At 54.3% G+C, this 13,141-nt stretch carries 9 protein-coding genes and 2 tRNA genes; 9 read left to right on the forward strand and 2 right to left on the reverse strand.

Annotation, left to right across the window (positions count from 1 at the left end; genetic code table 11):
• The first annotated feature begins 16 nt into the window (after nt 1-16).
• Genes nuoG through nuoN form a run of 8 tightly spaced genes read left to right on the forward strand, consistent with a single transcriptional unit; the run spans nt 17 to nt 9,887 of the window.
• Nucleotides 17-2,356, forward strand: coding sequence for an NADH-quinone oxidoreductase subunit NuoG (gene nuoG / locus VX159_RS05055; RefSeq protein WP_371324896.1), 2,340 nt, complete (start codon nt 17-19; stop codon nt 2,354-2,356).
• Nucleotides 2,357-3,406, forward strand: coding sequence for an NADH-quinone oxidoreductase subunit NuoH (gene nuoH / locus VX159_RS05060; RefSeq protein WP_371324897.1), 1,050 nt, complete (start codon nt 2,357-2,359; stop codon nt 3,404-3,406).
• A gap of 10 nt (nt 3,407-3,416) precedes the next feature.
• Nucleotides 3,417-3,905 (forward strand): NADH-quinone oxidoreductase subunit NuoI, encoded by a 489-nt coding sequence (gene nuoI / locus VX159_RS05065; protein WP_371324898.1) that lies wholly within the window; start codon nt 3,417-3,419, stop codon nt 3,903-3,905.
• A 12-nt stretch (nt 3,906-3,917) separates the two neighbouring features.
• The gene (locus VX159_RS05070) at nt 3,918-4,514 is read left to right on the forward strand and encodes an NADH-quinone oxidoreductase subunit J (protein ID WP_371324899.1); all 597 of its coding nucleotides are present in this window, start codon (nt 3,918-3,920) and stop codon (nt 4,512-4,514) included.
• A 14-nt stretch (nt 4,515-4,528) separates the two neighbouring features.
• On the forward strand, nt 4,529-4,840 hold the full coding sequence (gene nuoK / locus VX159_RS05075; RefSeq protein WP_371324900.1) for an NADH-quinone oxidoreductase subunit NuoK: 312 nt from the start codon (nt 4,529-4,531) through the stop codon (nt 4,838-4,840).
• A 2-nt stretch (nt 4,841-4,842) separates the two neighbouring features.
• Complete coding sequence (nuoL, locus tag VX159_RS05080) at nt 4,843-6,879, forward strand: NADH-quinone oxidoreductase subunit L (RefSeq protein WP_371324901.1); 2,037 nt, start codon at nt 4,843-4,845, stop codon at nt 6,877-6,879.
• Nucleotides 6,880-6,911: 32 nt separating this feature from the next.
• Nucleotides 6,912-8,396: an NADH-quinone oxidoreductase subunit M gene (locus tag VX159_RS05085; protein WP_371324902.1), complete on the forward strand. Its 1,485-nt coding sequence runs from the start codon at nt 6,912-6,914 to the stop codon at nt 8,394-8,396.
• A gap of 12 nt (nt 8,397-8,408) precedes the next feature.
• Complete coding sequence (nuoN, locus tag VX159_RS05090; protein ID WP_371324903.1) at nt 8,409-9,887, forward strand: NADH-quinone oxidoreductase subunit NuoN; 1,479 nt, start codon at nt 8,409-8,411, stop codon at nt 9,885-9,887.
• Between the two features lie 476 nt (nt 9,888-10,363).
• On the opposite strand, the gene VX159_RS05095 is transcribed toward nuoN, so the two are convergent.
• Nucleotides 10,364-10,448 (reverse strand) — tRNA-Leu (locus tag VX159_RS05095).
• A gap of 127 nt (nt 10,449-10,575) precedes the next feature.
• Nucleotides 10,576-10,660, reverse strand: a tRNA-Leu gene (locus tag VX159_RS05100).
• Nucleotides 10,661-10,700: 40 nt separating this feature from the next.
• Here VX159_RS05100 and rnr point away from each other — a divergent pair.
• Nucleotides 10,701-13,136, forward strand: coding sequence for a ribonuclease R (gene rnr / locus VX159_RS05105; RefSeq protein WP_371324904.1), 2,436 nt, complete (start codon nt 10,701-10,703; stop codon nt 13,134-13,136).
• Nucleotides 13,137-13,141: the final 5 nt, after the last annotated feature.

A 13,141-nucleotide genomic window follows, 5' to 3' on the forward strand; every position in this document is an offset into this window, starting at 1 on the left:
GCTACAAGGTAGCGACATGCTAGAAATCGAAATCGACGGCAAAAAGGCGCAAGTGCCTGATGGCAGCACGGTAATGGATGCTGCACAGCAGGTTGGGGTATACATTCCGCATTTCTGCTACCACAAAAAACTTTCGATTGCCGCAAATTGCCGGATGTGTCTGGTGCAGGTGGAAAAGGCTCCTAAGCCTCTTCCTGCCTGTGCTACTCCGGTAACCAATGGCATGAAGGTGTTCACCCACTCCGAACTCGCTGTGAAAGCCCAAAAGGGTGTCATGGAGTTTTTGCTGATTAATCACCCGCTTGATTGCCCTATTTGCGACCAAGGCGGTGAATGTCAACTCCAGGATATGTCGGTCGGTTACGGTCCGATGCAAAGCCGTTACACCGAAGAAAAGCGGGTCGTTTTTCACAAGAATGTTGGGCCGCTGATCTCCATGGAGGAGATGAGTCGTTGTATCCATTGCACCCGTTGCGTGCGCTTCGGTCAGGAAATTGCCGGCGTAATGGAACTCGGCATGGCCAATCGCAACATGCATTCGGAGATCACTACTTTCGTCGGGCGCACGGTGGACTCGGAACTCTCCGGCAATATGATCGATTTGTGCCCGGTAGGTGCTCTGACCTCCAAACCCTTCCGCTACACTGCCCGCTCTTGGGAATTGCAGCGCCGTAAGTCGGTTAGTCCGCACGATTCGGTGGGTGCCAATCTGGTTATTCAAGTCAAGCACGATGATGTGATGCGTGTTTTGCCGCGTGAAAACGAAGACGTTAATGAATGCTGGATTTCCGACAAGGAGCGCTTTGCCTATCAGGCATTGAACTCCGACCAGCGCTTGCTCAAGCCCATGGTCAAGCAAGGCGGTGAGTGGCGTGAAGTTGAGTGGAATGTTGCGCTGGATTATGTCGCGCATGGCCTCAAGGACGTTTCCCGCGAACATGGTGGCGATGCGCTGGCTGCCTTGGCATCGCCTAGTTCTACGACTGAAGAACTGTATTTGCTGCGCAAGCTGATGGCTGGACTGGGCAGCTCAAATACTGATTTTCGTCCCCGTCAGAGCGATTTCTCCGCTGATGGCAAGCGCGCTGGTACGCCTTGGTTGGGTTTGCGCCTGAACGAGATCAAGGATCTTGATGGTGCCTTGGTGGTTGGCTCTTTCCTTCGAAAGGATCACCCCCTGATTGCCCAACGCTTGCGTCAAGCAGCGAAGAAGTTTACCAAGGTGAGCTTGCTGACTGTTGCTGCTGATGATCAGCTGATCAACCTTCACGCCTGCAAGCTGGTCGCACCTTCTGAGTTGGCACTGGCATTGGCCGCCGTGGTAAAGGCTGCCGCAGAACTTAAAGGCTTGCCGGTTCCTGCCGATTTGGCCGCGGTCCGGGTTGACGAGATCGCAAGGAGCATTGCCGCGAGTCTTGTCGATGGTGAGAAGCGTGCTATTTTCCTCGGCAATGTCGTCGAGCAATCGCGTGATGCCACCCAAATCCAGGCTCTTGCCAATCAGCTTGCTGAAATCACCAAGGCCAGCGTCGGCTTCCTTGGTTCGGCTGCTAACGTAGTTGGCGGCTATGCTGCTGGTGCTGCCTCTAACGGCGCCAATGCGGTGACCATGTTCAGTCAGCCGCGGAAAGCCTACGTATTGTTTGGCGTTGAGCCCGAATACGATCATGCTGATCCGCAGCTTGCGCTCGCGGCGCTGGAGCGGGCTGCACTGGTCGTCGCGGTTTCCAGCTTTAAAAATGATCTCGCTCTTAAGTATGCTGATGTCGTTTTGCCGCTTGCGCCATTTACCGAAACGGCCGGCACCTTCGTCAATATTGAAGGGCGCGTGCAAAGCTTCAATGGCGTGGTTCGTAGTCGTGGCGATGCTCGTCCTGGCTGGAAAATTCTCCGGGTACTTGGGAACGTCCTGAATCTTGACGGTTTTGGGTACAACACCAGCGAGGAAGTTCGCGACGAGATCCTTGGTGCTGGCGCTGAGTTTATTGCCGGTTTGAGCAATGGACTGACTGGGGTTACGGTGACTTTGCCTGCTGAGCGTCCGGTGAATGGTCCGCTCCAGCGGATCGCTGATGTGCCTATTCACTTTGCTGATGCAATCGCCCGGCGTGCCCCGGCTTTGCAACAAACTGCTGACAGTGCGGTGCCGATTGCTAGGGCAAACGCTGCAACTCTGGCCAGCGCAGGTGTCAACTGTGGCGACATGGTGCGAATCAAACAGGGAGAGGCAGCAGTTCTGATGGCAGCCAAGCTCGATCCAGGTGTTCCTGATCGCTGTGTACGCGTTGCTGCCGCCCACGCTTCTACGGCCACCTTGGGCGCCATGTTCGGCGACATTTTCATGGAGCGTGCATAAATGGATGCGGTTATGAATTTCGGCCAGGGTATTTTCGGGGGAGCCTGGCCGGCAGTCTGGGCCTTGCTCAAGATTGTCCTGATCGTTGCGCCCTTGATGCTGAGTGTTGCTTATCTTACTTGGGCTGAGCGCAAGGTGATTGGCTACATGCAGGTTCGTATCGGTCCCAATCGGGTTGGCCCGTGGGGGCTGATTCAGCCGATTGCCGACGGCCTGAAGCTGTTGCTCAAGGAAATCATCGTTCCCAGCGGTGCCAATAAAGCAATTTTCATCATCGCTCCGATGTTGGCAATCGCGCCTGCGCTCGCTGCTTGGGCAGTGGTTCCCTTTAATGAAACCCTTGTACTCGCCAATATCGATGCAAGCCTGCTGTATATCATGGCGATTACGTCGATGGGGGTTTATGGGATCATCCTGTCTGGTTGGGCATCTAACTCGAAGTATGCCTTTCTTGGTGCGATGCGCTCGGCGGCGCAGATGGTTTCCTACGAAATCTCTATGGGTTTCTCGCTCATCTGTGTGTTGATGGTTTCGAACAGTCTGAATCTTGTCGATATCGTCAAGGCACAGGATCAAGGCATGCTGGCAGGGATGGGACTTAATTTCCTCTCTTGGAACTGGTTGCCTCTGTTGCCGATGTTTCTTGTCTATCTGATTTCCGGTGTCGCAGAAACCAACCGGGCGCCTTTCGATCTGGCGGAAGGTGAGTCCGAGATCGTTGCCGGTTTCCATGTCGAATACTCCGGTATGGCCTTCGCCGTCTTTTTCCTGGCTGAATACGCCAACATGATTCTGATTTCGGCGCTGACCTCAATCATGTTTCTTGGTGGTTGGCTGTCGCCGGTTGGTTTCCTGCCGGATGGGATTCTTTGGCTGTTTGCAAAAATGGCCTTCATCCTCTTCCTGTTCCTCTGGTTCCGCGCCACTTTCCCCCGCTATCGCTATGATCAGTTGATGCGTCTGGGCTGGAAGGTGTTCCTGCCGATCTGTCTGATCTGGCTCCCCGTTGTTGGCATCTGGATGATGTCACCGCTGAATATCTGGAAGTGAGGAGAGACTAATGGGTTCGATGAAGGAAATCTTCAACAGCCTCTTCCTCAAGGAATTGTTGAAGGGTATGTCGGTTACCGGGCGCTATTTTTTCGCTCGCAAGATTACTGTTCAGTATCCTGAGGAAAAAACGCCGCAGAGTTTCCGTTTTCGTGGATTGCACGCCTTGCGCCGCTACCCCAATGGCGAGGAGCGCTGCATTGCCTGCAAACTGTGCGAGGCAATTTGTCCGGCGATGGCTATCACCATCGAGGCGGAGCCGCGCGATGACGGTTCTCGGCGCACCACCCGGTACGATATTGATCTGACCAAGTGCATTTTCTGTGGCTTCTGCGAAGAGGCCTGTCCGGTTGATGCCATCGTCGAGACGCGGGTATTCGAGTATCACGGCGAAAAGCGCGGTGATTTGCACTACACCAAGCAGATGTTGCTGGCCAACGGTGATCGCTACGAAGCGCAAATCGCCGAAGACCGGCAACTTGATGCCCCTTATCGCTGACAGGTGCCCGCTATGGATTTTCAGACTTTTGTGTTTTTTGTATTGTCGGCGATTCTGATCATTGCTGGCCTGAGGGTTATTACTGCGCGTAATCCGGTGCATGCAGCTTTGTATCTGATCCTTGCATTTTTTACTTGCGGCGGTATCTGGGCCTTGTTGCAGGCAGAGTTTCTCGCGATTGCGATCATCTTGGTCTATGTTGGCGCGGTGATGGTGCTGTTCCTGTTTGTGGTGATGATGCTTGATATCAACATCGACAGGATTCGTCAGGGGTTCTGGAATTATTTGCCGCTGGGTGCAATGCTCGGTTTGCTGATGGTGATGGAGATGGGTTTGGTGCTGGGTAGCAAGTATTTTCAGGTGCCAGCATCAGAGGCGGTTATACCTGCCGGCGTATCGAATACCAAAGCTATCGGTGAGTTGATGTTCTCGGACTATGTCTATCCGTTCGAACTGGCTTCCATCGTTTTGTTGGTCGGCATGATCGCCGCGATTGTGCTGACTTACCGTGGTCCTAAGCCTTCCAAAAATACTAATCCGAATCAGCAGGTCTTCGTCAAGGCGAAGGATCGCGTGCGTGTCCTGCAGATGCCGGTTGAAAAAGACTGAACGACGGGGCGCCAATGCTTACACTGACTCTTTCGCATTTTCTGGTACTGGGGGCAATTCTCTTTGCTATCAGCGTGGTCGGCATTTTCCTTAACCGGAAAAACCTGCTGGTTCTGCTGATGGCGATTGAATTGATGTTGCTCGCGGTCAACATGAATTTCGTGGCCTTTTCGCACTATCTGCAAGATTTGTCTGGCCAGGTTTTCGTGTTCTTCATCCTTACCGTTGCTGCAGCTGAATCAGCGATCGGTCTGGCCATCCTGATTGTGCTGTTCCGTAACCTCAAGAGCATCCATGTGGATGACCTGGGCGGCTTGAAGGGGTAACCATGGAAATGCAAAAACTATATCTGCTTGTTCCGCTGGCACCGTTGGTCGGGGCCATGGTGGCTGGTCTCTTTTGTCGTGTGATTCCCCGTTGGGTTGCTCACACCGCAACCATTGCCGGAGTTGCCGTCGCATTCATAGCGTCCTTGATCATTTTCAAGGATGTAATGGCCGGCAATACCTTTAATGGCACGGTTTACACTTGGCTGACCAGTGGCGATTATAAATTCGAAGTCGGTTTCATGATCGATACCCTGACCACGACGATGATGATCGTCGTGACTTTCGTGTCACTGATGGTGCATATCTACACCATGGGTTACATGGAAGAGGATCCGGGTTACAACCGCTTCTTCAGCTACATCTCGTTGTTCACCTTCTCCATGCTGATGCTGGTGATGAGCAACAACTTCATGCAGCTTTTCTTTGGCTGGGAAGCTGTTGGTCTCGTCTCTTACCTGTTGATCGGTTTCTGGTACACCCGTCCGACTGCGATTTTCGCCAACATGAAGGCATTCCTGGTTAATCGGGTCGGCGACTTCGGCTTTATCCTCGGTATCGGTCTGGTGCTGACCCACTTCGGTTCGCTCGATTATGTGACTGTCTTCAACAAGGCGCCGGAACTCGCCAACACGACGATCAATCTGTTTGCTGATCGCGAGTGGGCTACCGTGTCCTTGATGACCATTACCTGTATCTGCCTGTTTATCGGTGCGATGGGTAAGTCGGCGCAAGTGCCGTTGCATGTGTGGCTGCCCGACTCGATGGAAGGTCCGACCCCAATCTCTGCGCTGATTCACGCGGCAACCATGGTTACCGCTGGGATCTTCATGGTCTCTCGGATGTCGCCACTGTTTGAGCTGTCTACCACTGCGCTGTCCTTCGTGATCGTGATCGGTGCCATTACCGCGTTGTTCATGGGTTTTCTCGGGATCATCCAGAACGATATCAAGCGGGTGGTGGCTTATTCGACGTTGTCTCAGCTCGGTTACATGACGGTAGCACTGGGCGCTTCTGCTTACTCGGTAGCGATTTTCCACCTGATGACCCATGCATTCTTCAAGGCGCTGCTGTTCCTCGCTGCAGGTTCGGTGATCATTGGCATGCATCATGATCAGGATATTCGCAATATGGGTGGTCTGCGCAAATACATGCCGATTACCTGGATCACGTCGCTGATCGGTTCTCTTGCTCTGATTGGAACTCCTTTCCTTTCCGGCTTCTATTCCAAGGACTCGATTATCGAGGCTGTTGCTCTGTCGCATATTCCGGGCTCCGGTTTTGCGTACTTTGCAGTGATGGCTGGTGTTTTCGTCACTGCGTTCTATTCCTTCCGGATGTATTTCCTGGTGTTCCACGGAGAGGAGCGCTTTGGCAAGGCTGATCACCATGATCATCATGGCGACCATGACGACGAGGAGGCGACTCACGACCACCACCATGGGTTGGCACCCGGCCAAAAACCGCACGAGACTCCGTGGGTGGTTACCCTGCCACTGGTTCTTCTTGCCATCCCTTCCATGCTGGTTGGCTATGTCGCGATCGAACCGATGGTTTTTGGTGACTATTTCAAGGGCGTTATCCATATCGACCATGCAGCGCACCCGGCGATGGCCCATCTGGCAGAACATTTCCACGGTGCTGCTGCGATGGGGGTTCATGCGCTTACCACGCTGCCGTTCGTCCTCGCCCTCTCGGGTGTGGTTTTGTCGTGGTTCTTCTACATGAAGCGTCCGGATATCCCGGCTGCGATTCAGCGGCGTTTCTCGGTGATTAATACCCTGTTCGAAAACAAGTACTACTTCGACAAGATCAACGAGGTCATTTTTGCCGGTGGCTCCCGGCTGCTGGGCAAGGCGCTGTGGCGTGGCGGTGATGTTGCTATCATCGACGGCATCATCGTTAATGGCTCGGCCAAGCTGGTTGGCTGGATTGCGGCAGTGGTTCGCTTCTTCCAGACCGGCTATGTCTATCATTACGCATTCACGATGATCATCGGCGTATTCGTGCTGATGACCTTGTGGATCAACCGCGCCTAGCGTGAATAGTTCGCAGAAAAGCAAGGAATAAAATGTCGACTTACCCGCTGCTATCCCTCGCAATCTGGGTTCCGATTATTGCCGGTGTGTCCGTTTTGGCTACCGGCAATGACAGGAATGCTCCGCTGGCGCGGATGCTGGCCCTGATTGGTGCTATCGCCGGATTCCTGATCACGATTCCGTTGTGGACCGGTTTCGATCCCAATAACGGAGGCATGCAGTTCGTTGAACTGCAGACCTGGATCCCGCGCTTCAACATCAATTATCACCTCGGCACCGATGGCATCTCGATGCTGTTTGTGGTGCTCAATAGCTTCATTACCGTGATCGTCGTCGCTGCCGGCTGGGAAGTGATTCAGGAGCGTGTGGCCCAGTATTTCGCCGCCTTCCTGATCATGTCCGGTTTGATGAACGGTATTTTCACGGCGATGGATGGCGTTCTTTTCTATGTTTTCTTTGAGGCATCGCTGATTCCGCTGTATTTGATCATCGGCGTCTGGGGTGGCCCGAACCGGGTCTACGCAGCGTTCAAGTTTTTCCTTTATACGCTGTTCGGTTCGCTGCTTTTCCTACTCGCCCTGATGTATCTGTTTATCCAGTCTGGCGGCAGCTTTTCGATTCTTGAGTGGCACAAACTGCCGATTGGCTTGGGTCCGCAGATTTGGCTGTTCCTCGCATTCCTGATCGCTTTCGCGGTCAAGGTCCCGATGTTCCCGGTCCATACCTGGTTGCCGGACGCCCACGTTGAAGCACCTACCGGTGGTTCCATCGTGCTGGCGGCGATTGGCCTGAAACTCGGGGCTTACGGTTTCCTGCGGTTCTCGCTGCCGATTGCGCCTGACGCATCGCACGAATTGGCTGGACTTGTGATTACCCTGTCGCTGATTGCTGTGGTTTACATCGGCTTTGTCGCCCTGATCCAATCGGATATGAAAAAGCTGGTGGCTTACTCGTCGATTGCACACATGGGCTTCGTCACCTTGGGCTTTTTCCTGTTTAGCCCGATGGGTATCGAGGGCGCACTGGTTCAGATGATTTCGCACGGTTTCGTGTCCGGGGCCATGTTCTTCTGTATCGGCGTCATGTATGACCGTGTGCATAGCCGCCAGATCGCCGATTACGGCGGTGTGGTGAACACCATGCCGAAATTTGCTGCTCTGTTCATGCTGTTCTCGATGGCGAATGCCGGCCTTCCGGCAACTTCCGGTTTCGTTGGCGAATTCATGGTCATTCTCGGTGCGGTGAAATTCAACTTCTGGGTGGCGCTACTGGCTGCAACCTCGATGATCCTCGGTGCTGCCTATACTCTGTGGATGTACAAGCGAGTGATTTTTGGCGATATCGGCAACGACCATGTGCGGGAACTGACCGATGTTAATGGCCGAGAATTTGTGATCCTCGCCGTTCTGGCCATCTGTACGTTGTGGATGGGTGTTTATCCGCAGCCCTTTACCGAAGTGATGCACTCCTCGGTCAACGACCTGTTGCGCCACGTCGCCATCAGCAAGATTCAATAAACGGTAGCCGACATGTTCGAGAATTTCGTTGTTCCTGACCTCGTGCCTGCTGCGCCAGAGCTTTTTCTGGCCTTCATGGCGCTCGCCATCCTGCTGGTTGATGTTTTCGTCAAGGATTCCCGTCGGACCCTGACTTTCTTCCTCAGTCAGGCCGCGCTGATCGGTTGTGCCGTGATTCAGTTCGCGACCAGTACCGGGGAAATCACCTATACCTTCAGCAACATGTTCGTCGATGACTTGATGGCGGATTTGTTGAAGATTTTCCTGTACATGACCGTCATTGTGGTGTTGTTCTATTCCCGGGCCTACATTGCCGAACGTGAGGCGATGAACAAGGGTGAGTACTATGTACTGGCCTTGTTTGCGACCTTGGGCATGATGGTGATGATCTCTGCTAATCACTTCCTGACCATTTACATTGGTCTCGAACTGCTGTCCCTGTCGCTTTATGCGATGGTTGCGATGAACCGAGATTCGGTAGTCTCTACCGAGGCGGCAATGAAGTATTTTGTCCTTGGCGCCTTGGCCTCCGGCTTGTTGCTGTACGGTATGTCGATGATTTACGGCGCCACTGGCACGCTGGAAATCACGGCAATTGCCGAGCAGTTGTACGGCGGTGCTGCCAACAAGAGCGTCCTGGTGTTTGGTCTTGTCTTCCTGGTGGCTGGCCTTGCCTTCAAGTTGGGTGTGGTTCCCTTCCACATGTGGATTCCCGACGTTTATCACGGTGCTCCGACCTCGGTTACCTTGCTGATCGGTTCTGCGCCCAAACTCGCTGCTTTTGCCATCACCATGCGCTTGCTGGTCAACGGCCTGATTACCCTGTCTCAAGACTGGCAACAGATGTTGATCATCCTTTCGGTTCTGTCGATGGCGATTGGTAACTTGGCTGCGATTGCTCAGACCAATCTGAAGCGCATGCTGGCTTACTCGGCAATTTCCCACATGGGTTTCATGCTGCTCGGGATCGTCACCGGCGTTGTTGGCGGCGATGCTCGCTACGCCCTTAACGCCTACAGTTCGGCGATGTTCTACATCGTGGCATATGTTCTGACCAGCCTCGGTACCTTTGGCATCATCCTGCTGATGTCGCGTGCCGGTTTCGAGGCCGAAGAGCTTGAGGACTACAAGGGTTTGAACAAGCGCAGTCCGTGGTTTGCAGCGGTCATGTTGATGCTGATGTTCTCGATGGCCGGCGTGCCCTTCTTTGTCGGGTTCTTTGCCAAGTTTTCAGTGCTGCAGGCGGTGGTTGCTGCGGGTTACATGTGGCTCGCGATTGTTGCCGTCCTCTTCTCGCTGATCGGTGCGTTCTACTACCTGCGCGTAGTCAAGATCATGTATTTTGATGCACCGGTTGACGAGACGCCGCTGCAGGCCTGCGGTTCCATCAAGCTGCTGGTATCGCTCAATGGCATTGCCGTGGCTGCGTTTGGCCTGGCGCCCCAGATGTTGATGTCGCTTTGCGCATACGCTCTGCTTCGCTCGCTCTAAGTCTAGTCAGTTGAACCGCATGAACGCCCCGCTGGTCGGGGCGTTTTTCTATGGTTCAGGCTTGGTTGCACCAGGAAATTGTCGAGGTTTCTTGGCAGTCTGCTTAATGAGGGGGGGCAGTTGGTTTTTTGCTGGCACCACGTGAGTGACCCGATTGTCGCGGATCCTCTTTCACGTCGGTCGAATTCGCTTCTTTTGTGCGAATGTCTAATTCAAAACCCGCGTGGTTTTTATCTGGCGCAATGGCGGCAGCGGAAATTATGGGGCTGTAACCTTTTGCGTTTGCGGGCTGGCAAGATCGCGTTCCAAGGCAGGGATTTTTTGCGTGGCGCAAGTGCTTCTTGCGCATGGCTAGTTTGAGGCTTGCCCGAAACCATGTAGGGGAAAATTCATGGTCGGGACAGTTGATGTCCTGGGCGGAAAGAATAAATTTGGGAAATTAAAAAAGGCTCCCAAAGGAGCCTTTTTTGAAATTTTGGTGCCCAGAAGAGGACTCGAACCTCCACGCCGTTAAGCGCTAGTACCTGAAACTAGTGCGTCTACCAATTCCGCCATCTGGGCAGGTACAGAAGCCAGCATTATAATGGTTTAAAACCATGTTGCAAGCTTTTTGTTACTGCAGATAATCGTTTTCAGCTTGGCTGATGTGAGACAATCTGCATTTCTTCGCGGCAACTTGTCGTTTGCCTGGTGCCCAGGAGAGGACTCGAACCTCCACGCCGTTAAGCGCTAGTACCTGAAACTAGTGCGTCTACCAATTCCGCCACCTGGGCTCAGGTGCGAAGAGCCGCCATTATAGGCTAGAATAAAGTGATGTCAAGAAAAAAGTTAAGTAAAGTTCGCCGGGCCGATCCTTTCCTGGATCGTGAACTGGCACGCTATGAGTTTCCGCTGCCTTCGCGGGAATACATTCTTCAAATTCTGGAACAGGAAGCCAGGCCTCTGGAGGCCGAGGAAATCGTTCTCTTGCTCGATGTGAGCAGCGGAGAGCGGGATATGTTCCAGCGCCGACTGGGTGCGATGGAGAGGGAGGGGCAGCTGCTGAGAAATCGCAAGGGAGCCTATCTGGTGCCGGAGAAGGCGAGCCTGATCGCCGGTCGAATCCAGGGGCACCAGGACGGGTACGGTTTCTTGCAGCCAGATCAGGGCGGTGAGGATATCTTTCTCGATCAGCGTCAGATGGCTCGGGCCTTGCACGGAGATCGGGCGTTGGTGCGGATTACCGGCGTTGACCGTAAGGGGCGCAGCGAGGGAAGTATCGTCGAAGTGACTGAGCGGGCGAATCAGCGAGTGGTTGGTCGAGTTTTCGTCGATCATGGCGTGACCTTCGTCATCCCCGAGAATCGCCGGATCGCACAGGACATCCTGATTCCGCCTGTGGCCAAGAGCAAGCTCAAGCCGCAGTCAGGCCAGGTCGTGATGGTCGAGATCATCGAGCAGCCGAACAAGTTTTCACAGCCAATTGGGCGGATCAGCGAAATCATTGGCAACTATGCTGATCCCGGGATGGAGATCGAGATCGCTTTGCGCAAGCACGATTTGCCCTTCGTTTTCTCACCGATGGCCGAGGTGGAGAACAGCAAGACTCCGAGCAAAGTGCGCAAGAGCGACCTCAAGGGGCGAGAGGATTTACGTGATCTGCCGCTGGTCACCATTGACGGAGAAACCGCTCGCGATTTCGACGATGCGGTCTATTGCGAAAAGCGGGGCCGTGGATGGCGGTTAGTGGTGGCTATTGCTGATGTTTCGCACTATGTCCGACCGGGTATGGCGCTTGACCGCGAAGCCCGCGAGCGGGGAAATTCAGTGTATTTCCCGCGGCGGGTGATTCCGATGCTGCCTGAAAAGCTCTCCAACGGGATTTGTTCCTTGAATCCGGATGTCGAACGCCTGGCGATGGTTTGCGACGCCGAGATCAGCAGTACCGGAAAAATCGGCAAATATCGGTTTTATCCGGCCGTGTTTCGTTCGCACGCTCGCCTGACCTATACCCAGGTCTGGTCCTGGCTCTCGGGTGAGGCGCAGCCGGAGGCGGCGGGGTACGTCGCGCTGCTGCCGCAGTTGCAAAACCTCTATAAGCTGTATCAGGTCTTGCACAAGGCCCGGGGCAAGCGTGGGGCGATTGATTTCGAAACCACGGAAACCCGGATGCTGTTCAACGAGCAGGGCAAAATCGAGAACATTGTCCCGGTGGTGCGCAACGATGCCCATCGCATCATCGAGGAGTGCATGCTTGCGGCCAATGTCTGTGCGTCCGATTTTCTGGCGACCCACAAGCAGGCCTGTCTGTATCGCATTCACGCCGCTCCCTCGGAGGAAAAGCTGAAGAATCTGCGCTCCTTCCTTGGCGAGTTCGGCTTGCAGTTGCCGGGCGGCGACGATCCGACGGCCAAGGACTATGCCGCCCTGCTTGAGCAGATCAAGCCGCGTCCCGACTTTGCGCTGCTGCAGACAGTGATGTTGCGTTCCTTGCAGCAGGCCATCTACAGCCCGGACAACGTCGGTCATTTCGGTCTGGCATACGAGCATTACACGCATTTCACTTCGCCGATTCGGCGTTATCCCGATCTGCTGGTGCATCGTGCGATCAAGGCGGTTCTAGCAGGCGAGAAATATCATCCGGAAGGTAGTTGGGACGATATCGGCTTGCAGTGCTCGGCGACCGAAAGGCGTGCCGATGAAGCGACCCGCGATGTTGAAAACTGGCTCAAGTGCTTCTTCATGAAGGAACGGATTGGCGAGGAGTTTGATGGCAGTATCTCGGCGGTAACTTCTTTCGGGATTTTTGTCGCACTCGACGCGGTTTATATCGAAGGTTTGGTGCACGTTTCCGAACTGGGGAGCGATTACTTCCAGTTTGATAACGTCAAGCACCAGATGTTGGGCGAACGTACCGGTCAGCGTTTCCGTTTGGGTGATCGGGTCAAGGTGCGTTTGGTGCGCGTCGATCTGGAAAACAACAAGATCGACTTCGTGCTCGCCGATAGTGGCAAGGGGGCGCGCGGAAATCGGTCCGCTGTTTCGACGTCCGGCCCTGCCGTGCGTTCACGGCCTGCTCGACCGGTTGGCGGGGCTGCCGCAGCAGCCCAGGCAAGGGAAGAGGGGGACCGCCCAGCGCCGGCTGTTAAGAAAAAGGTGGCGGTAAGGGCCGACAAGGCCAAGACCAAGCCACTCAAGTCCAAGGCAGGTAAACCCAAGGCCGCAAAGCGCAAAAAGGCGGCGGCCAACAAGGGGCGCAGCAGGAAATAGCGTGC

The sequence above is a fragment of the Dechloromonas sp. ZY10 genome, from assembly GCF_041378895.1.
GTDB lineage: Bacteria > Pseudomonadota > Gammaproteobacteria > Burkholderiales > Rhodocyclaceae > Azonexus > Azonexus aquae.

Bases quoted from the DNA above. Each gene is read 5' to 3' on its own strand.
- nuoG (WP_371324896.1), top strand. From the start codon at position 17: ATGCTAGAAATCGAAATCGACGGCAAAAAGGCGCAAGTGCCTGATGGC.
- nuoH (WP_371324897.1), top strand. From the start codon at position 2,357: ATGGATGCGGTTATGAATTTCGGCCAGGGTATTTTCGGGGGAGCCTGG.
- nuoI (WP_371324898.1), top strand. From the start codon at position 3,417: ATGGGTTCGATGAAGGAAATCTTCAACAGCCTCTTCCTCAAGGAATTG.
- VX159_RS05070 (WP_371324899.1), top strand. From the start codon at position 3,918: ATGGATTTTCAGACTTTTGTGTTTTTTGTATTGTCGGCGATTCTGATC.
- nuoK (WP_371324900.1), top strand. From the start codon at position 4,529: ATGCTTACACTGACTCTTTCGCATTTTCTGGTACTGGGGGCAATTCTC.
- nuoL (WP_371324901.1), top strand. From the start codon at position 4,843: ATGGAAATGCAAAAACTATATCTGCTTGTTCCGCTGGCACCGTTGGTC.
- VX159_RS05085 (WP_371324902.1), top strand. From the start codon at position 6,912: ATGTCGACTTACCCGCTGCTATCCCTCGCAATCTGGGTTCCGATTATT.
- nuoN (WP_371324903.1), top strand. From the start codon at position 8,409: ATGTTCGAGAATTTCGTTGTTCCTGACCTCGTGCCTGCTGCGCCAGAG.
- rnr (WP_371324904.1), top strand. From the start codon at position 10,701: ATGTCAAGAAAAAAGTTAAGTAAAGTTCGCCGGGCCGATCCTTTCCTG.